The organism is Nocardia sp. NPDC004340 (assembly GCF_053602575.1).
Map to the genome: position 1 here is coordinate 294031 of NZ_JBSGDW010000007.1, position 18989 is coordinate 313019.

General features: G+C 67.9%; 17 protein-coding genes. 8 read left to right on the forward strand and 9 right to left on the reverse strand.

The genetic code is table 11. The features are described from left to right. Nucleotides 1-5: 5 nt before the first annotated feature. From ACWEOI_RS26810 to ACWEOI_RS26820, 3 genes are all read left to right on the forward strand, one after another. Entirely contained in the window at nucleotides 6-908 is a 903-nt protein-coding gene (locus tag ACWEOI_RS26810) for a helix-turn-helix domain-containing protein (RefSeq protein WP_452361381.1), read from the forward strand. Beyond that, entirely contained in the window at nucleotides 905-1096 is a 192-nt protein-coding gene (locus ACWEOI_RS26815; RefSeq protein ID WP_452361382.1) for a DUF397 domain-containing protein, read from the forward strand. The genes ACWEOI_RS26810 and ACWEOI_RS26815 overlap by 4 nt, the downstream gene beginning before the upstream one ends. A gap of 209 nt (nucleotides 1097-1305) precedes the next feature. Then, nucleotides 1306-1818, forward strand: coding sequence for a hypothetical protein (locus ACWEOI_RS26820; protein WP_452361383.1), 513 nt, complete (start codon nucleotides 1306-1308; stop codon nucleotides 1816-1818). A 102-nt stretch (nucleotides 1819-1920) separates the two neighbouring features. Here ACWEOI_RS26820 and ACWEOI_RS26825 read toward each other — a convergent pair whose 3' ends face one another. The 7 genes from ACWEOI_RS26825 to ACWEOI_RS26855 form a co-directional block, all read right to left on the reverse strand. Next, nucleotides 1921-2508, reverse strand: a complete 588-nt coding sequence (locus ACWEOI_RS26825) for a TetR/AcrR family transcriptional regulator (protein ID WP_452361384.1) — start codon at nucleotides 2506-2508, stop codon at nucleotides 1921-1923. A 10-nt stretch (nucleotides 2509-2518) separates the two neighbouring features. After that, the gene (locus ACWEOI_RS26830; protein WP_452361385.1) at nucleotides 2519-3208 is read right to left on the reverse strand and encodes a transporter; all 690 of its coding nucleotides are present in this window, start codon (nucleotides 3206-3208) and stop codon (nucleotides 2519-2521) included. 39 nt (nucleotides 3209-3247) lie between these two features. Continuing rightward, a complete protein-coding gene (locus ACWEOI_RS26835; RefSeq protein WP_452361427.1) occupies nucleotides 3248-4540 on the reverse strand; it encodes an NAD(P)/FAD-dependent oxidoreductase in 1293 nt (430 codons plus the stop codon). A 5-nt stretch (nucleotides 4541-4545) separates the two neighbouring features. Further along, nucleotides 4546-5868, reverse strand: a complete 1323-nt coding sequence (locus tag ACWEOI_RS26840; protein WP_452361386.1) for a saccharopine dehydrogenase family protein — start codon at nucleotides 5866-5868, stop codon at nucleotides 4546-4548. Nucleotides 5869-5967: 99 nt separating this feature from the next. Beyond that, nucleotides 5968-7326: a flavin monoamine oxidase family protein gene (locus tag ACWEOI_RS26845; protein WP_452361387.1), complete on the reverse strand. Its 1359-nt coding sequence runs from the start codon at nucleotides 7324-7326 to the stop codon at nucleotides 5968-5970. Between the two features lie 84 nt (nucleotides 7327-7410). Next, a complete protein-coding gene (locus ACWEOI_RS26850) occupies nucleotides 7411-8298 on the reverse strand; it encodes an alpha/beta hydrolase (protein ID WP_452361388.1) in 888 nt (295 codons plus the stop codon). Then, nucleotides 8295-9827 carry a flavin-containing monooxygenase gene (locus tag ACWEOI_RS26855; RefSeq protein ID WP_452361389.1) on the reverse strand — a complete coding sequence of 511 codons (1533 nt, stop codon included), beginning with the start codon at nucleotides 9825-9827 and terminating at the stop codon, nucleotides 8295-8297. The genes ACWEOI_RS26850 and ACWEOI_RS26855 overlap by 4 nt, the downstream gene beginning before the upstream one ends. 118 nt (nucleotides 9828-9945) lie before the next feature. Between ACWEOI_RS26855 and ACWEOI_RS26860 the strand changes: the two genes are divergently transcribed. Together ACWEOI_RS26860 and ACWEOI_RS26865 are read left to right on the forward strand one after the other, a co-directional pair. Then, nucleotides 9946-11199: a PucR family transcriptional regulator gene (locus tag ACWEOI_RS26860; protein ID WP_452361390.1), complete on the forward strand. Its 1254-nt coding sequence runs from the start codon at nucleotides 9946-9948 to the stop codon at nucleotides 11197-11199. Nucleotides 11200-11249: 50 nt separating this feature from the next. After that, nucleotides 11250-11876 (forward strand): TetR/AcrR family transcriptional regulator, encoded by a 627-nt coding sequence (locus ACWEOI_RS26865; RefSeq protein WP_452361391.1) that lies wholly within the window; start codon nucleotides 11250-11252, stop codon nucleotides 11874-11876. Here ACWEOI_RS26865 and ACWEOI_RS26870 read toward each other — a convergent pair. Together ACWEOI_RS26870 and ACWEOI_RS26875 are read right to left on the reverse strand one after the other, a co-directional pair. Beyond that, the gene (locus tag ACWEOI_RS26870; protein WP_452361392.1) at nucleotides 11846-12547 is read right to left on the reverse strand and encodes a transporter; all 702 of its coding nucleotides are present in this window, start codon (nucleotides 12545-12547) and stop codon (nucleotides 11846-11848) included. The two genes, ACWEOI_RS26865 and ACWEOI_RS26870, sit on opposite strands and share 31 nt — an antisense overlap. Before the next feature lie 49 nt (nucleotides 12548-12596). Then, nucleotides 12597-13850, reverse strand: coding sequence for a saccharopine dehydrogenase family protein (locus ACWEOI_RS26875; RefSeq protein ID WP_452361393.1), 1254 nt, complete (start codon nucleotides 13848-13850; stop codon nucleotides 12597-12599). Nucleotides 13851-14106: 256 nt separating this feature from the next. On the opposite strand from ACWEOI_RS26875, the gene ACWEOI_RS26880 reads away from it, so the two are divergent. From ACWEOI_RS26880 to ACWEOI_RS26890, 3 genes are all read left to right on the forward strand, one after another. Continuing rightward, complete coding sequence (locus tag ACWEOI_RS26880; protein WP_452361394.1) at nucleotides 14107-15675, forward strand: GMC family oxidoreductase; 1569 nt, start codon at nucleotides 14107-14109, stop codon at nucleotides 15673-15675. Further along, nucleotides 15672-17369 carry an aldehyde dehydrogenase family protein gene (locus ACWEOI_RS26885; RefSeq protein WP_452361395.1) on the forward strand — a complete coding sequence of 566 codons (1698 nt, stop codon included), beginning with the start codon at nucleotides 15672-15674 and terminating at the stop codon, nucleotides 17367-17369. The genes ACWEOI_RS26880 and ACWEOI_RS26885 overlap by 4 nt, the downstream gene beginning before the upstream one ends. A 75-nt stretch (nucleotides 17370-17444) precedes the next feature. Further along, nucleotides 17445-18980 (forward strand): class I adenylate-forming enzyme family protein, encoded by a 1536-nt coding sequence (locus ACWEOI_RS26890; protein ID WP_452361396.1) that lies wholly within the window; start codon nucleotides 17445-17447, stop codon nucleotides 18978-18980. Nucleotides 18981-18989 lie beyond the last annotated feature (9 nt).

Below are 18989 nucleotides of genomic sequence, written 5' to 3' on the forward strand. Positions count from 1 at the left end.
ACGAAATGAACGGAGCTACAGTCTCCCGCAGAGCATTCGGAAAGTTCCTTCGTCAGATCCGGGAACGGGCTGGCAAGACCGCCCTGGCGGCAGGCTTGGAGATCGAGGTATCGCGCCAGACGTTGCTACGGATGGAGGACGGGCTTGCCACCAAGATCGCCACGTCCCAGTTCAAGGACCTCCTGACGTTCTACGGCGCATCGGAGGAGATTCGGGAACAGGCGTTGTCTCTGTGGGAAGAGGTCCGCGAGCAGGCGAAAGCCGCGCAGCTGCAAGGAAATTCGAAAGGGTTCTGGCGACCGTACGCGGACCAGTACAACGCCCACTTCCCGCACTACCTGAGGCTGGAGACATCGGCGCGGCGGATCACGACGCATCAGATGATCCTGGTGCCAGGACTGTTGCAGACGGCGGACTACCGCAAGGGCGTGATTCGCATCGACAACCCTGATCTCTCGGCGGTCGACCTGGAACGTCGAATCGAACTGACTGCCCAACGTCAGGCGAGGATCGATGAGGATGGATTCCGCTTCGAAGCCTTACTGTCAGAAGCGGTTCTCTGCCACCGGCCGGCCAGTCCAGCCGCGATGGCAACGCAGCTGAACTGGTTGGCGGAGGTTGGGCAGCGCCCCAACGTCAGCATCCGAGTGGTCAGGTTCGCCTCCGGCGCCCATCGAGGGCTGACCGCGCAGTCGTTCACGAAGCTCGAATTCTCGAAGCTGGAGAACGGATTTGTGGATCCGCCGGTGGTCTACGCGGAAGGAACTCAGGGCGTTGGCATCTACCACGAGCAGGAGGAAGTGGTGGCTACATATGGCAGGACCATTTCGGACCTCTGCGAGGTAGCGTTGACAGAGGATGAGACCAGAGACCTGGTGACGCGTCTCGCGAAGGAGCATGCAGCGTGAAGGGACCGGTAGTCGGCGTCTGGTACAAGTCGAGCAGATCGGAGCACGGGTCGGCGTGCGTGGAAGTTCGACACGAACCGGATTCCACGCTGGTGCGCGATACGAAGGACGGCGGCCTCGGGCCGATCCTGGAGTTTCCCGCGGCCGTGTGGTCCGACTTCATCGACAGCGGCATCTGGAGTCGCTGACAATCTCGGCGAACGGCGAAGCCCCCGTGTGGATTTTCCGACGGGGGCTTCGTGGCCTCGAGCCGACCTCACACCAGGCGATCAGGCGGATTCATCGAGCAGGTGTACATCGCCCGCCGACACCTCCGGCCCCCGTCACGGCTTCTCGGCGGGTACAGTCTCGTCCTGCTCGGCTGAGGTGGCCGTGTGAAGGCGTTGACGGGGGAAGTGTGCGGACGAAGTTGATCGGCGTGATCGTGGCTGGTCTCGCGGCCGGTGTGGTCAGTGGTTGCTCGGACTCGGACAGTTCGCCGACAGGAATGTTCGACCCGTGCAAGGAAATCCGGAAGAGCGCACTTCGCGGCGCGGGATACGACCCGGAGACCAAGAAGGACGTACCGACGATCGGCGACTATTCGGTGAAGTGTCGTTTCACCTCGTTCAGCGGTCATGAGACCTTGTCTCTCGAACATCCCAGCGCAGCCGCTCCCATCCGAACCTATGAGGGATACCTGGCCTCAGCCCAGTCCGCGGTCAAGAGCCCGGGCGGGCAAGCGCCGACCGTCACCAAGATCAACGGCCGCGACGCGTTCTACGGGCCGCAAACCATACTGGGATGCACGGTCACCCTCCGCACCGCTACCGGCGTTATGAGCGTCGAGGTCTCATACGCGGACGGAAACACCTGCGTCAGCGCACAAAACGCCGCAACCATCTTCGAACCCGCCATCGGCGGCCGCTGACCTGCCGGAACGCACCGCGGTCTCGTTCGCGGTGGGCTCGGCCTCCTGCTCGGTGCCCGTCATCATCGCGGGCGACGACCAGCCCGGAATCGAGCGACGCCGTCAGTACAGCGCGGACATCCAGATGTTGTAGAGCACGTCGACGACCAGCTTCGGATCCGTTCGCGGTGGTCGACCCAACGCCTGGGTCACATAGCGTTCATCCATCCAGACCAGCGCGCGGGCTGTCTCGACGGCGTCGAGATCCGAGCGGATACGGCCTTCGGCTTGATCATCGGTGATGCGCTTGGCGGTGGCGTCGATGAAGCGCTGAACGAGTCCGTGGTAGGCGGCCTGGACCTTCTCGTCGCTGCCGGCGGCATCGGACAGCGCACTCAATACCGCGCCGTGCTCGAGGTAGACCTCGGTCAGTCCCTCGAACGCGGACCGGGCATCGTTGGCCAGGTCGGTCCCCGTGAGCCAGCGGTCGAGCACCCGGGAGATTTCCTGTCCGAGCTCGTCGGCGATGTGCAGCGCCAGATCGTGCCGGTCGCGAAAGTGCACGTAGAACGCGGGACGCTTGAGTCCGGTCAGACTCATCACCGAGTCGACGGTCATCTCGCGAAACGGCCGCTCGCTCAAGAACTTCTTCGCGGCCTCGAGGATCTCGCGTTCCGACTCTTTGGGATCGTGCTTCGGGCGTCTGCTCATCGTGTTTCCACTACATCATGAGCCCTGATGACTTCGCGAGGCTGCCCTCGACCGTGTCGGCCCGGTGCAGGGCTCGGTAGGCGTAGTAGTACATGGTCATCTGGAATCCCCAGGTGGCGAGCGCGCCGATATAGAACAGCGTGTGGTTCTCGTCGTCGCCGGGGAGGTGATAGAAGTCGCAGATCGCGGCGATGAGGAAACCCGCGGCGGTAGCGGCGATTACGCCGATCGCCTGTCCTTGCTCGCCGATGTCCCACAGCCGCCGTGCGAAGTACAGCAGGAAAACGGACGTGGCCACATTCACCACCACGTAGAACGTCGCGCCCGCGATGCCGAGGCGGTCGGCGAATATCGACAGGTACAGACCCGCGACAGTCGCGAGCGCGAAGACTCCGACATCGGTCGGCAGCGAAGGCTTGTAGCGATGGGTCACCCTCATCAACCCCAGGACGAGGATCAGCGTGATTCCGACCGACCGGGAGAAGGCATCGAAGAAGAGTGCGATGTGGTACATCGGGCTGGTCCGATGAGCGCCGGTCAACGCGAAGACGAAGAAGTTCGTGCCGGACGTCGCGACGATGACCCATTCGAGGCCCAGCAGATAGTTCTGGTAATTCCGAATGAACTTCCAGCCGAAGGTGAATCCGGCGGCGACCATCCAGAGGTCGGCGAGTAGGAGCAGTGAGTTCTTGATATCCATGGTGATCTCTTGTGTGTGAGGGACTGTGGGCCGCCGGATTCAGTGGCGTGCCAGTCGATCGGCCAGGCGGTCTCCGAGCCACCCCAGTTCCAGCGCCGGTCCGCTGACGAAGCTGGGCCAGAATCCGCCTCGGCCGTGCCAGATGGTTTCGAGATCCTCGGGCATGGAACCGCCGCGCAGGTGACCCGCCAACAGGTGGCCGACGTACTGGGCCTGTGCGAACCCGTGCCCGTTGCACGCCAGCGAATACAGCACATTGGGTGAAGCCGCCCCGGCCACCGGCAGCCAGCTGGAGCTCATGCCGATCCAGCCGCCCCAAGCCCGTTGCGGCGCAATATCGTGCAGTCCGGGAAAGCGTTCACGGAAACCACGGACCAGATCGTCGACGACGCGCGCCGAGGGGGTCCGGGTGGGCAATGAACCGCTGGTCGTCTCCAACCGCCGGGTCCCGAAGACGATCGAATTCCGAGGCGTGACGCGGTAGCTCTCCAGAATCATGTGCGCGGTCACCAGGGGAGCGCGGCTGGTCCAGCCGATCTCGTCCAGGCGCTCCGGGGCGATCGGCTCGGTCTCGACCAGCGACGTCCACACGGGGGAGACCAACCGGCGCGGCGTGATCGCGAGGTCCTGACCATAGGCATTGGTCGTGAGCAGCGCTCGTTCGGCGATCACCCGGCCGTGCGCGGATTCGATGGTGACCCGTTCGCCGCTGTCGGCGACGCTCCGCACGCGGGTGTGCTCGAAAACCCTTGCCCCCGAAGTGATGACCGCACCGCGCAGGCCGCCCGCATACTTGGCCGGATTCAAGGTTCCGCCGACGCCTTCCCGCATGCCGCCGAGGAAGCCCTCCGGCAGACCCGCGTCCGGCCCGTCGACGAACTCGGCAGACGACCCGGCCTCGGCCATGATCTTCGCGTTCCGGCGAGCTTTGCGCAGCTGGCTCCTGGAGACCGCGGCCTGCACGATTCCCGCCTTCTCGAAATCGCAGTCGATGGCACGGTGCGCGATGGCGTCCTGCGTGAATTCGACCGCGGCTTCGGCGAACTGGAACAGTGCGCGGACCTTGCTGCGGCGGAACAACAAGGCCAGCAGCGCCGGGTCGGCGGCGATCGAATTGGTGATATAGCCGGCATTGCGCGAACTGGGGCCCCAGCCGCAGGTCTCGGCCTCGAGCAGCACGACATCGGCGCCGGACTCGGCGAGCCGCAGTGCCGCGGTCATCCCGCCGACACCACCTCCGATGACGGCGACATCGCAGGTGATGTGGTCGGCGAGCGCGGGCAGGGCGGTGATCGACGGTGCGGCCCAGCCGGTTTCGGTCAGCAGTTCCATATCGCTCACCGCCCGCTCTGCGCGGCCGGCTCGGCCTTCCGCGACGTCACCGCTGTGCTCGGCGAGACCAGTGCTTCGACGACCTCGTGGGCCAGTGAACCGCCGGTCCGGGCGAGCATCCGGTAGAAGCGCTCCGGATCGGCCCAGTCCTCGGGCGCCAGCACGCCGGACAGGCCGTCCAGCTCCTCGACGGCCAGCACCATGAAGGCCGCTGTCGCCGAACCGGTCGCGGAGGCCATGTCGGTCCAGGCGGTCCCAGGTCCGCTGACCGGTACCCGGCGGATCGACACCACCGGTTCGCCGTCCCGAGTGCCGGTCACGCGCACGTAGTTCGTCCCGCGGAACTCGGGGTGTTTGCCTGCCGCCGCGGTCGCCAGGTACTTCAGCACCTCGGTCGCACCGATCTCGCCGCGGCGAATCGTGCCCCACAGCCCCGACAGCGCGTGCCGCCACACCCGCGGCGAGCCCGTCTTGTCCGTCATCACATCGTTGACGAAGTCGATGGCCTGGTCCATCGAGATCTTGCCCTGCTGCACCGCCACGGCGATGCCGCGCATGATGCCGTTCACCGGCGGCGGATCGAGCGCTCCGAGCACGCGAATCCGATCGGCGCCGGGCCACCGCCGCGGCATCGTCACCGACTCCGGATGCGCGCATTCGTAGAGCCGGTAGGAATCGCCGAGCGAATTGCCCAACGAGAACACATCCGTTTCGAGGAAGGTCTGATGCGTCACCGAGCGTCCCTGCTCCCAGGTGTGACAGGGCCCGGCATAGCCGCGAATCGCATGATCGAGCACCGCGCGGCCGTAGGGGACCGGTCCCTCGTCGCCGGTCACCCAGCACACGTCGATGCGTTCGACGGCGTCCATATCGCGTGCCGCGTCGGCGGCCATCACATTGGTCAGACCCGGCGACGCACCGCAGCCGACGAAGATCGCCACGCCCGCCTGCTTCGCCCGGGCATCGAGTTCCATTGCGGTGAGGGTGCTTTCCTCGTCGTCGTCGAGGTCGAGATAGGGCACTTTCTCCTCGATGCAGGCCCGCATCACCGGCTCGGCGGTCCGGTTGTACGGTCCCGCGCCGAGCACCACGAGGGTGGCTCCCGATATGGCCGCCCGAAGAGCGGCTCCGTCGAAGAGGTCGAACGAGCCGACCCGCACATCGGCGAACGGCAAGGTGGCGGCGAACTCCTCGAGTACGTCCGGCCGGATGTCGTACAGCTCCAATTTCCAGTCGTCGTTCCCGGCCGTCCTGGCGAAGCGATCGATCGCCACGCGACACATGTCACCGGCTGCGCCGATGAAGACGATTCTCTTTGCTGTGGTCATGGTCACAGGCTAGAACTGTAGTTACATGATGTCAATGACACCGCGTAATTTAACCTCGCATTGACATTTGGCCGGCGTTTCCGCTGTTCGAAGCGTTGGTCAGGGCTTTCCGCGCAGGCTCGTCAGGACGGCTCTGCCTGCCTGCTCGCCGGATTCGGCCGCGTCGGCGAGCGAGGGGAGTTCGAGTTGGTAGTCGCCGGCGAGGTAGATGTTGCCGAGCGGGGCGCGCAGGGCGGGCAGCGATGATTTCCGGCCGGCAGCCCAGAACGGCACGACCCGGTGGTGGCGGCGCACGATGCCCTCGCCGAGCTTTCCCTCGAGCTCGGGAAACACCGTGATCAGGTCCTTGGTGAAGCGCGCTACGACTTCCTGATCGGAGAGCGCGAACAAGGCGTCGGCGTGCGCGCCGCCGGCGAAACACGCCAGTGCGCCACCGGGTTTGCGGTCGTCGCCGGTGCGCATGGCCGCGGCGTGATTGAACATCGCCTGGAACGAGAGCTGTGGTGTCGAGACGCCGAAGTGCTTGTCCCAGCGTTGCGGGCCGACCTCGTCGGTGAAGAATCCGACGACCAGGTAGCGGCCGTAGGCGATGTCGCCGAAGGCGTTTCGGTAGGTGCGGGGGAGATCCGGGATGATCCGGTCGGCGATGTCGGCGGGTGTGGTCACGATGGCGCGCCGGGCTCGGAGTCGCGCCGGACGATCGCCGTCGAGGTAGTCCACGATGACGTCGTCGCCGTCCTGCCGGACCGATCGCACCGTCGTGTTCAACCGGATCCGGTCGCCGAGCTCCTCGGCCAGCACGTCGGTCAAAGTCTGGTTGCCGCCCACCGGCAGTGAGAAGTTCGGAACCTTCTCCGGGTCGGTCAAGGCGATGCCCACCGAGGTGACGAACTGGGTCGCGGCGGTCTCTCCCACCTCACAACCCATCCACTGCGCCGACCACGATCGGACGATCTCGGCGGCCAGCTCGGACCGGACGCCCTTCAGTAGATACGACGCGGGCTTGGCGTCCAGCTCGGCGCGCACCCGACGTGCGATGCGGCTCTGCGACTCCAGGAACGGGGTGACCGCCAGGATGCGCGCGCCGACGACCGCCAGGCCTATCCGGTCGGTCCAGGACATCCGGGTCCGGAACATGAGGGCGATCGGGTTCGAGGTGTCGACCATTCCGCCGTTGAGATACAGCGCGACGCTCTTGCCCGCGAGCGATCCCCGTTCGATGCCGTGCCGGTCGAGGGCGTCGATCAGCGCGCCCGTGCCCTCGGTGAACTGGGTGCCGACATTGATCCAGTAGTCGCCCTGCCGGGCGGTTTCGACCCGGCCGCCGGTGCGATCGCTGGATTCGAGCACCACCACGCCGGTGTCGCGCGCCAGCGTGGTCGCGGCCGTCAACCCTGCGATTCCGGCGCCGACGACTACGACCTCGACGGTTTCCTCCGGTGTTTCGTGCGTGGTCATGGGAACTCCTGAATGGGAAAGTCAAACTCGATTCGAATTCGACTTTACGACCCGGTGAGATCCCCGTCAATCGCCGGTGCCGAATCAGGCCAGGACGTCGGCCAGGAAGGCGACCTGGTCGGCGGCTGCCCGGCGCTGCCACGGACCGTCATAGACGTCGAAATGGTCCACCGGGTATTCGCGGACCCTTGCCCGTCGCCCGACCTTCGCCGCGACGCGGCGGGCGGCCGCGGGCGGCGCGACGCTGTCGTTCGTGCCGATCTGGATCAAGATGGGGCACGTGATCCGTCCCGCGAAGCCGATGGGCCGGTTCAGCCCGACCTCCAGCGCCGCGCGGGCGCACACCTCGTTGCGCCAGGTCGGCCCCGCCACGGGGACGACCGCCTCCACCGCGCCCGGACTGGTCATGACGGCCGCCGATCCGGGCGCACCCAGGATCGGCAGATGATGCGGTGACCGGCCGATGGCGGCACGGCCGAGGTCGAGCAGCCCGTGCCCGGTCAAACGGGCGAGCGGGCCGACACCGCCGCGGTGCGCCAGGTGAGCGAGGGTCGCGGCTCCGTCCATGGCCGGCGTGATCGCGGTGATCGCGGCGATGCGCCGATCCTGTGCCGCGACCACGACGGCGTGCCCGCCGGAGTACGAGGTCCCCCACAGGACGATCCGGTCGGGATCGACGCCGGGCAACCGCCGGGCGGCGGAGATGGCGGCGTGATAGTCCTCGCGCTGCCGCCGGTACGAAACTGCCTGCCGCGGACTGCCTTCGGAGTCCCCGAAGCCGCGATAGTCGAAGACCAGGACGTCGTATCCGGCGGCGGCGAGTGGTTCCGCGTACCCCAGCAGCCCGGTGTCGCGGGTGCCGCCGAAGCCGTGCGCCATGACCACGCAGGCCCGTCCGTGCAGTGCCCCCTTCCCGGTGAGATGCCATGCCGCGCAGCGGGTTCCGTGGCTGTAGAAGGTGATGTTCTTCATCGCCGACCACCCGTCGCCATCGCGAGCTCGGAGGTCCCGGACGCGGATGGGTTCGCGGGCGTGAAGCGCAGGGCGGCGTCCTGGACCGGTCCTTCGCGCAGACGCTCGGCGTCGAGTTCGTAGGCCATCGCCGCCGACCACGGGCCGCTCGTCCCCGCCCGCGGGAAGGCGTCGATTCCCCGCCGCACATATCCGGAGTTCAGGTCGTCCACCAGCGGCACGCGCGGCATGTCCGGATCGGCGGCCGATGGCGTCACGGTGTGAAAACCGTTGGCGTCCATGTGGTCGAGCAGGCGGCAGAAGTGTTCGCTGACCAGATCGGCCTTCAGTGTCCAGGAGATATTGGTGTAGCCGATCACGAACGCCAGGTTCGGCACCTCGGACAGCATCATGGACTTGTAGACCGTCGCGGCGGGCAGATCGACCGTGCGCCCGTCGACCTCGAGGTGGATCCGTCCCAGCGGCGACATGGTGAAACCCGTTGCGGTGACGATGACGTCGGCGTCCAGATGCTGCCCGGATTCCAGGTCGATCCCGGTCCGGGTGAAGCGTGTGATCCGATCGGTGACCACCGAGGCGCGTCCGCTCGCGATCGCCTTGAAGAGGTCGCCGTCGGGCACCATGCACAAGCGCTGGTCCCACGGGTTGTAGCGGGGCGTGAAGTGGGTGTCCACATCGAAATGCGCGGGCAACTGCCGCCGCACCAGACCGATCAGCAGCCGGCGGGCCGTTCGCGGAGCCCGCTTGCACGCCTTGTGGATGCCGCGCGTCATCGCGATGTTCTTGCGCCGGATCAGTGTCGCGGCGCGCTCGTGGCCGAACAACCTGTTCAGCACATTGGCGATGACGTCCTCGGCGGGCATCGAGAACACGTAGCTCGGCGAGCGCTGCAACATGGTCACGTGGGCGGTGCGGCCCGCGAGGGCGGGGATGAGGGTGACCGCGGTCGCGCCGCTGCCGATCACGACGACCCGCTTACCGGTGCAGTCCAGTTGCTGCGGCCAGTGCTGCGGGTGCACGATCGGGCCCTCGAAGTCCTCGGCCCCGGCGAAATCGGGGGTGTAACCGGCCCGGTGGTCGTAGATGCCGGTGCCGAGGAAGAGGAATCGCGCGACGAAGCGCACCTGCCGGCCGTCTCCCTGTTCGGCGAGCACGGTCCAGCGCCCGGTCGCGGAGTCGAATCGCGCCTCGATCACCCGATGGCCCAGTCGAATGTGTTCGGACAGGCCGTTTTCGGTGACGGTGTCGCGCAGGTAGTCCAGGATCAGGTGCCCGTCCGCGATCGACTGGCGATGGGTCCACGGCTTGAAACCGAAGCCGTAGGTGGGCATATCCGAATCCGAGCGAATGCCGGGGTAGCGGAACAGGCTCCAGGTGCCGCCGACCGAATCGCGCGCCTCGAGTATCGCGAAGGTGGTTCCGGGGCGTCGCGTGGCGAGGTGACAGGCGGCGCTGATGCCGGATACACCGGCGCCGATGATCAGGACATCGACAGCGGTGGCGCTGGTGTTGCGGGATCTTCTGGTCACGTGAGGTCTCCTGATCGAGGGGTGTGATCTGGTTCACGTTAGGGCGGTGATCCCGGCATGGGTATGTCCGTGCAACCGCACTTTGACCACGAATATGTGCTGCGGCACACTTACCGGTATGAGCAGTCCGACCCCGGCGCCCGAACTGGTCGAACTCATAGGCCGAGTCGCCGAACTGATGCTGGACGACCTCGACGCGGTGGTCGCCGAGATGGACGCCGCGGAGATCGAACTGACGCCCATGGTCGGCGCGGACGCGGCGCTGGTGGCCGACATGTCCGCCAGCAATCGGGCCAATGCCGCCCGGCTGCTGACCATCTTCACCCGCCGGGAGGCTCAGCTCTCCGACATCGACGTCCCGCCCGAAGCGCTCGACGTGGCCCGGACGGTCGCCCGGCGCGGCCTGGATCTCGACGTCATCTTCCAGTCCTATCGGCGCGGCCAGAACATCGCCTGGCGGCACTATCTGACCCACGCCACCCGCATCGCCGGAACGGGCCCGCTGCTGGTGCCGCTGCTCGAACTGTCCGCGCAACGCATGTTCGCCTATGTCGATCAGGTTGTCGCACGGGTCATCTCGGTCGCGCAGCGGGAGCGGGAGGAGATCCTCGGCGGGGCGCTGGCGCGGCGCGCGGAGGTCATCCGCCTGCTGCTCGACGGCGCGCCGATCGACAGCCGCCGCGCCGGCGAACGGCTCGGCTACGACCTGTCCCGATCCCATATCGCGCTGGTGCTGTGGTCCGCTCCGGCCGGTGAGGTGCAGGGGGCGCTGGAGTCGGCGGCCACGCTCCTGGCGCGAGCGGCCGGGCGGAGGCCGCTGCTCACCCTCGCGGCGGGCAGCTCCGCGCTGTGGGCGTGGATGAGCGGCGACACCCTGCCCGCGATCGACGAGCTGCGGGGGTCGCTGACCGCGGCTCATCCCGGGATCCGGGTGGCGGTCGGTCCACCGCGTCCGGGCATCGAGGGATTCCGGCGCTCGCACGAGGCCGCGCTGGGGATGCACAATCTGCTCGCCGGTCAGCCCGACGCCGCCCGCATCACCCTCTACCGCGATCTGGAGGTCACCGCGCTGGCCGCGCAGAACCCTTCCCGCGCTGCCGAATTCGTCGCCGATACGCTCGGTCCGCTGGCGCAGGACACGCCCGCGGCCGCGCGGTTGCGCGAGACGCTGCGGGTGTTCCTGGAGGAAGCCGAGAACGCCCCGCGGGCCGCGGCGCGGCTGCACACCCATCGCAACACGGTGTTGCAGCGGGTCGCCCGCGCCACGGAACTGCTCGGTCATCGGCCCGGCGAACGGAGGCTGGCCGTCGAACTCGCCCTGGAGATCGCCCATCGGCTCGGCGCTCGCGCACTGTCCGGCGGTGCCGCCTAGCGGCACGGGACGCAGGGGAGGCGAGCCGGACTTTGTTACGATCTCGAATCGTGTTCGACAATCGCCCGACGTCACGAACGTCCACCCGCCCGGCTCCGGTGCAACGCCGGGGCGTGGAGCGCGTGCAGGCGATTCTCGACGCCGCTGAGGCCTTGCTCGCCGAGCAGGGCTACCAGGCCGCCACCCTCAAGGCGATGGGTGAGCGGGCCGGCATCCCGATCGCCTCGGTCTACCACTACTTCGCCGACCGCGGTCAGGTCGAAGCCGAACTCGCGCAACGACATCTGCGTGAGCTCGACGCCCGGGTCGGCGCGATGCTGGAGGCCGCGCCCGCCACGTTGGCCGAGATCTGCGACGCGATCGTCGACGTGTATCTCGGCTACTTCCGCGAGCATCCGAGTTTCGCCGTGCTCTGGTACGCGGGGCGCAGTTCGCCGCTCGGTGAGCTGGCGAGCAGCTTCGACGTGTCGCAGGCGACGCGGCTGTGGCGGTACCTGGTGGACCGGGGGCTGATCCGGTCCGACACACCGGCATTCGTCGTGGAGCTCGCGTTCGAGGCCGGTGACCGGATCTTCGATGTCGCCTTCCGTAAGGCTCCGACCGGCGACGATGTCACCCTCGAACAGGCGCGGCGATTGGTCTCCGTCTATCTGGGATCGTTCGCCCCCGAGAACTGACGCGGCCGGGCGGCCGGGATCCGGTAATCGCTGTTCTGCAGCGCGCGATAGCCGAAGTAGTACACGACCATCTGACAGGACCACGTGGTGAGAGCCAGGATGTAGAAGATCGTGTGGTGCTCGTCGTCGCCGGGGATGCGATAGAAGTCGTACATTCCGGCGATCGTGGCCGCCGCGATCGACACCGCCGCCACGGCCACCGCATGACCGCGCTCTCCGGTATTCCACAGGCGCCAGGCGAAATAGAACAGGAACAGCGTGGTCAGGGCGTTCATCACGACGTAGAAAACGGCTCCGGCCAGGCCGAGGTCCTCGGCGAAGGCCGACATGACCAGTCCGCCCACGATGGCCAGCCCGAAGACGCTGACGTCCACCGCGAGCGAGGGCTTGAACCCGTGGGTCACCTTCATCAAGCCCAGCACGAGAATCAGTGTGATTCCGATCGATCGGGAGAACGCGTCGAAGAAGAAGGCGAGGTGGAACATGGGACTGGTCTCGTTCGCGCCGACCAGCCCGTAGACGAGGAAATTGGTGCCCGAACTCGCGACGATGATCCATTCGAGGCCGAGCAGGTAATTGCCGTAGTTCCGAATGAACTTCCACCCCAGGGTGAATCCGGCGACGATCATGAACAGATCGGCGAGTGCGTACAGTGCGGTTTTGAGATCCATGATCAAACCTTGTGTCGGGGTCGATATCTGACGTTCGGGGAACGGGCGATCAGTGCGAGACGACGAAGATCTCGTCGCGGGGCGTGCCGACCCGTTCGAGGGCCTTGTAGAACCGCTCCGGCTCCGCCCACTCCTCGGGCGTGAATACGCCCGCGCGGCTGTCGTTCTGGTCGTCGAGCGCCACCACCATGAAGGCCGCGCAGGCGGTTCCGGTCGCGGCAGCCATATTGGTGAACAGGTAGGTGCCGTCGCCGCTGACCGAGGTACGGCGGCCGATCACCGCGGGCAGGCCGTCGCGCAGGCCGGTCACCTCGACCTTCAGGGCGGTCTTGTGCGGGAAGGTGTGGCCGATCGCTGACAGGGCAAGGAATTTGATCAGCTCGGTGCGTGTCGCCTCCCCGGTGCGCACCAGGTTCCGCATTCCGGACAGGGCGTTGCGCCAGCCCGTCAGGCTGCCGAACCTGTTGGTCATCAGGGCTTCCAGGAAGTCGATGGCCTTCGACATGGGCATCCGCCCCCGCTGCACCGCCAGGCCGACGCCGCGGACCAGGCCGTTGTAGGGCGTCGGGTCCAGCCCGCCGAAACAGCGAATGTTCTTGGCGTCCGGGTACTTTCGTGGCAGGGTCACCGGTTCGGGGTGTGCCGTCTCGTGCACCAGGGTCAGCCCCAGACCGGCGCCCAGCTCGGTCCAGCGGGTCTCCACCCAGGACTGGTGCAGCACCGGGCCGCCGTGCTCCCAGGTGACGCAGGGGCCCGCGGCGACGCGCAGCATGTGGTCGAGCACCGCGCGGCCGATCGATCCGCGTTCGTCGCCGACCACCCAGTACACGTCGATGTTGTCGACCCGGTCGAGTTCGGCGGCCGCGTCGGCGACCAGCACATTGGTGATCCCGGGGGATGCGCCGCAGCCGATGTACATCGGCACCCCGGCGGCTCGGGCGTCGTCGTGCAGGGACAGCGCGTGCAGGGTGCTCTCGATGTCGTCGTCGAAATCGAGGTAGGGCACCCTGGCCCGCAGGCACGCCTCCATCACGGGTCCGGCGGTGCGGTTGTACGGACCCGCGCCGAGCACCACGAGCGCGGCTCCCTCGATCGCGTCTCGAAGTCCTCGCTGGTCGTAGAGGTCGAGCCGCCCGGCGGTCGCCAGGCCGGGCGGCAGCCGCCGGACCAGCTCGTCGAGCAGGTCGGGACGGATGTCGTACAGGGCCAGCGTCCAGTCCCCATCGGCGACGGCGAAGCGTTCGATGGCGAGCCGGCACATCTCCCCGGCTGCCCCGATGAAGACGATTCGTTTGGTTCCCATGGATATCTCCTGCGGGTAGGGGGCCACACGCGGGCCAGATTCTCGTACTCGATTCGAGTTCGAGTTAGAACAGGATAGTGCCGGATGTGATCCAGGCGCTACCCGTTCCTCGAGACTGTGCTGCCGCACAGGATTCATCGCAACCCATGAGCCGCTGCACATGGTGCCCGCCGCGTCGGACCCGCAGTATCGACTTCGACAGTGACCGGGGTCATAGCGCCCCGATGTCAGGGATGAATCGAGAGAGGTGCCGATCGTGTACGACTACGTCGTCGTGGGCGCGGGGTCCGCCGGATCCGTGCTGGCCAGCAGATTGTCCGAGGATCCGACGGTGACCGTCGCCCTGATCGAGGCCGGGCCGACCGACACCGCCGAGGAGATCCATCTGCCGATCGCCTTCCCGTCCCTGTTCAAGGGCGCCTTGGACTGGGACTTCGACTCCGAACCCGAAGCGGGACTGCACTTCCGCCGGGCCTACCTGCCGCGCGGGCGCGTGCTCGGCGGGTCCAGCTCCATGAACGCGATGATCTACATTCGCGGGGCGCGCGCCGATTTCGACGGCTGGGCCGCCGGCGGCGCGGACGGCTGGAGCTACGACGAGGTGCTGCCGTACTTTCTGAAGGCCGAGGACAACGAGCGCGGCAAGGACACCTATCACGGCGCCGGCGGCCCGCTCTCGGTCAGCGACAGCCGCTCGGAACATCCACTGGCGGAAGCGTTTCTGCTCGCCGCCGAACAGGCCGGGCATCGGCGCAACGACGATTTCAACGGCGCCACCCAGCTGGGCGTCGGGCGCTATCAGCTGACGCAGCGCAATGGCATGCGCTGTAGTGCGGCGGTCGCCTACCTGCATCCGGCCGCGGACCGTCCCAACCTGACCGTGCTCACCGATGCGCTCGTGCATCGGGTCGTGGTCGAGGACGGCCGCGCCACCGGCGTGGTGGTCGGGCGTGGCGGCGGCACGGAGGTCATCGCGGCGCGCCGGGAAGTCGTGCTGAGCGCCGGTGCGTACGGATCGGCCCAGCTGCTGCTGCTGTCGGGCATCGGCCCGGCCGAGCAGTCGGCGGCGTTCGGATTCGATGTGGTCCGAGACCTTCCGGTCGGCCAGGGCATGCAGGACCACCTGTCGGTGTTCCTCAACTACCGCACCGATCGCGAATCCCTGATGACCGCCCTCACGCCGGAGAATCTCGGCCTGTTGCAGTCGGCGGGCCGCGGGCCGCTGACCTCCAATATCGGTGAGGCCGGCGGATTCGTGCAGACCCGAACCGGATTGACGGGCCCCGACATCCAGTTCCACATGGCCCCGGTGCTCTTCCACGGCGAAGGCATGGGCGTCGCGTCCGAGCACGGCTTCGCCTTCGGCCCGTGCCTGGTCGGCCCCCAGAGCCGCGGCACGCTCACCCTGCGCTCCGCGTCCCCGACGACCGCGCCCCGCATCCACCACAACTACCTCGCCACCGAGGCGGATCGCGCCGCGCTGATCGCGGGGCTGCGCGCGGCCCTCGACATCGCCGCACAGCCCGCCCTGCGCGAGCTCACCACGGGTGAATTCTCCACCCCGGCAGGCGATTCCGACGCCGCGCTGCTCGATTTCGCGGCGCGCACCGCGCAGACCCTCTACCACCCGACCTCGACCTGCGCCATCGGCGCCGTCGTGGACCCGCGGCTGCGGGTGCTCGGTGTGGACGGTCTGCGGGTGGCCGACGCGTCGGTGATGCCGTCGGTGGTCCGGGGCAATACCAACGCCGCCACCATCATGATCGCCGAGAAGGCCGCGGCCATGATCGGCGAGGACTCCGCCTCCGAGGGAGGCCACGCGTGAACCCCGCGGTGACCGGCACAGCCGACACGATCGTCACCGCCCTGCGGAACGGCGAGATCCAGTGGGCGCGTACCGCATTGTCCGCCCGGCGCGTGCTGCTCGAACAGATCCACGCCAATACCGCCAGGTTCGCGCAGGAATGGGTCGACGCCGCGGCCCGCATCAAACAGCTGCCCGAGGATTCCCCACTGCTCGGCGAGGAGTGGGTCAGCGGCCCCTACTCGCTGCTCACCGCGACCACCGCGCTGGCGGAATCACTACTGGCGCTGGAGCAGGGCCACAGTCCGATCGACGGCTACCCCACGCATGCGGCGCCCGGTGATCGCACGGCCGTCGCGGTGTTCCCGCACGGCCTGTTCGACGCTTTGCTGCTCAACGGTTTTCACGCCGAGGTCTGGACCCGACCGGGCGTCGACGCCGAAACGGTGCGGGCCCGTGCGGGTCTGGGGCAGCGCACCCCGACCGCCACCGGCGGCATCGGCGTCGTGCTCGGTGCGGGCAATATCTTCTCCATCGCCCCGCTCGACGTGCTGTACCAGCTCTACGCCTACAACCGGGTGGTGGCGCTGAAGCTCAACCCGCTCACCGATCCGCTGCTGCCGGTCTTCCAGAAGATCTTCGCCCCGCTGGTCGAGCGCGGCTTCCTGCGAATCGTCACCGGCGGACCGGAGATCGGGTCGGCGCTGGTACACCATCCGGGCGTGAGCGCGGTGCACATGACCGGCAGCGCGGTCACCCACGACGCCATCGTGTTCGGCTCCGGGGCCGAGGGCGCGCGCAATCGCCTGGCCGGCACCCCGATGCTGGACAAACCCATCACCAGCGAATTGGGCGGCGTCTCACCGGCGATCGTGGTGCCGGGCCGCTGGTCGGACGCCGACCTGCGCTACCAGGCCGAGCACGTCGCGACCCAGCGGTTGCACAACAACGGCTACAACTGCGTCGCCGCGCAGGTGGTGGTGATCCCCGCCGACTGGCCGCAGAAGGACCGATTCCTCGACGAACTGCGGGCCGCGATCGAACGCGCGCCGCAGCGGCCCGCCTACTATCCGGGCTCGCCGGAACGGGTGGCGGACGCGTGCGCCACGTATCCCTGGGCGCAGCGGATCGGTGCGCGAGTCCTCATCGAGGGCATCACGCCCGATCGTGGTGAACCGCTGCTGCACACCGAGTACTTCGCACCGGTGCTCGGCGTGCTCGAACTGCCCGGCGCCGCGGCGGAATTCCTGGATCACGCGGTCCAGGTCTGCAACGAGGAGATCGAGGGCACGCTCGGGGTGAATCTCATCGCCCACCCCGCGACCATCCGCGCGCTGGGAGACCGATTCGACGCCGCGGTCGCCGCGCTCCGGTACGGGACCGTCGCGATCAATGCCTGGACCGGCCTGGGCTACCTCACCGCCCGCGCCACCTGGGGGGCGTTCCCGGGGCACACCCTCGCCGATATCCAGAGCGGAATCGGCGTGGTGCACAACGGATTGCTCATCGAGGACCCGGAACGCACCGTCGTGCGCGGTCCCTTCCGTCCGGCCCCGAGGTCGCTGCTCCACGGTGAGTTCACGTTGTCCCCGAAGCCGCCCTGGTTCGTCACCAACCGCACCGGCGCCACGACGCTGCGACGCCTGACCGGCTTCGCGCACAGACCCGGATTCGCCGCCCTGCCGGGCATTTTCGCCTCCGCCTTGCGTGGCTGACCACCGGCACGCCGACCACGAAGCAAGAGAGAACCTCACCATGAGCCCTTCCCGTCGCCCCCGCGAGGTCCGCGCATGACCCGCACCCCTATCCGTATCGCGCGCTCGCGCAACCCCTTCGAAGAATCCGGCGTGGCCCTGGACGCGGCGGGCGTCCGGCGCTACACCGATCTGCCCGCGACACTGGTGGATGTCCTACGGACGCACGTCGACGCCCGCCCCGATGCCGAGGCGGTCGTCGAAGTCGGCGGCAGGCGACTGACCTACGCCGAACTGTGGGACGGCGCGGTGCGAGTGGCCGGTGGGCTGTACACCGACGGCGTGCGGCGCGGGGACCGGGTCGCCATCCGCTATCCGGCGGGCGTGAACTGGGTGCTCGCGTTCTGGGGCACCGTGCTGGCCGGCGGCATCGCGGTGCCGGTCAACACCCGGTCGGCGGAGCCGGAGGTCCGCTACGTCCTCGACGACGCGGGCGCGACCGTGGACCTCACCGCCGAATCCCCACTGCCCGACGGCGACCCGTACTTCGCGCACGATCTCGAACCGGACGACGTGGCGGCCATGTTCTACACCTCCGGCACCACCGGGCATCCGAAGGGCGTCCCGACCACACACGAGGCGTTCATCACCAACGCCGAGAACATGATTCGCTGCTTCGGGGTCCCCCGCGACAGCGGATCCGAATTGCGCACCCTGATCTCGGTCCCGCTGTTCCACGTCACGGCCTGCAATTCGCAGCTGCTGGTCGCCGCCTACGCGGGCGGGGCCTCCGTGATCCTGCCCGCGCTGGACCTGCCCACCCTGATCGAGGTGCTCGAGACCGAGCGGATCTCGTTCATCGTGACCGTGCCCGCCGTGTACTCGCTGCTGCTCCGGCATCCGGACTTCGCGGGCACCGAGCTGTCCGCCGTCCGCATCGTCGGATACGGCGGAGCGCCCATCGCACCCACGCTGGTGCGCGCGCTGAAAGCCGCCTTCCCCCGAGCGTCGCTGCTGAACGGCTACGGGATGACGGAGACGGCGGCACTGATCACCGTGCTGCCCGACCACGACGCCGCCGCGCACGCTGACTCCGTCGGGTACCCCGTCCCGTCGGTCGACCTCGGCATCGTCCCGATCGACACCGACCCGGCCGTCGGCGAACTGGTGGTCCGGGGCGCGAACGTCACCTCCGGATACTGGAACAAGCCCGCCGCCACCGCCGACGCGCTCGTCGACGGCTGGCTGCACACCGGCGACATCGTGCGGGTCGACGAGGCCGGACGGGTGCACATCGTCGACCGGGTCAAGGACATCATCATCCGCGGCGGTGAGAACGTCTCCAGCGTCGAGGTGGAGGCCGTGCTGCTGTCGGCCCCCGGCGTCGCCGACGCCGCGGTGCTCGCGGTACCGGACGAGGTGATGGGGGAGAAGGTCGGCGCCGTCCTGTTCGGCGGCGAGGCGGCCATCGACCTCGACGCCGTGCTCGGGCACTGCCGAAACCATCTGGCCGACTTCAAGATTCCGCAATTCGCCGCCATCCGCACCGAACCGCTGCCGCGCAACCCCGGCGGCAAACTCCTCAAGAACCAGCTGCGCGGGCAGGTGCGCTGGGGCGCCCCGCTGCGCTAGCCGTCCGAG

Bases quoted from the DNA above. Each gene is read 5' to 3' on its own strand.
- ACWEOI_RS26860 (WP_452361390.1), top strand. From the start codon at position 9,946: ATGAGCAGTCCGACCCCGGCGCCCGAACTGGTCGAACTCATAGGCCGA.
- ACWEOI_RS26810 (WP_452361381.1), top strand. From the start codon at position 6: ATGAACGGAGCTACAGTCTCCCGCAGAGCATTCGGAAAGTTCCTTCGT.
- ACWEOI_RS26890 (WP_452361396.1), top strand. From the start codon at position 17,445: ATGACCCGCACCCCTATCCGTATCGCGCGCTCGCGCAACCCCTTCGAA.
- ACWEOI_RS26830 (WP_452361385.1), bottom strand. From the start codon at position 3,208: ATGGATATCAAGAACTCACTGCTCCTACTCGCCGACCTCTGGATGGTC.
- ACWEOI_RS26875 (WP_452361393.1), bottom strand. From the start codon at position 13,850: ATGGGAACCAAACGAATCGTCTTCATCGGGGCAGCCGGGGAGATGTGC.
- ACWEOI_RS26840 (WP_452361386.1), bottom strand. From the start codon at position 5,868: ATGACCACAGCAAAGAGAATCGTCTTCATCGGCGCAGCCGGTGACATG.
- ACWEOI_RS26870 (WP_452361392.1), bottom strand. From the start codon at position 12,547: ATGGATCTCAAAACCGCACTGTACGCACTCGCCGATCTGTTCATGATC.
- ACWEOI_RS26835 (WP_452361427.1), bottom strand. From the start codon at position 4,540: ATGGAACTGCTGACCGAAACCGGCTGGGCCGCACCGTCGATCACCGCC.
- ACWEOI_RS26850 (WP_452361388.1), bottom strand. From the start codon at position 8,298: ATGAAGAACATCACCTTCTACAGCCACGGAACCCGCTGCGCGGCATGG.
- ACWEOI_RS26825 (WP_452361384.1), bottom strand. From the start codon at position 2,508: ATGAGCAGACGCCCGAAGCACGATCCCAAAGAGTCGGAACGCGAGATC.
- ACWEOI_RS26845 (WP_452361387.1), bottom strand. From the start codon at position 7,326: ATGACCACGCACGAAACACCGGAGGAAACCGTCGAGGTCGTAGTCGTC.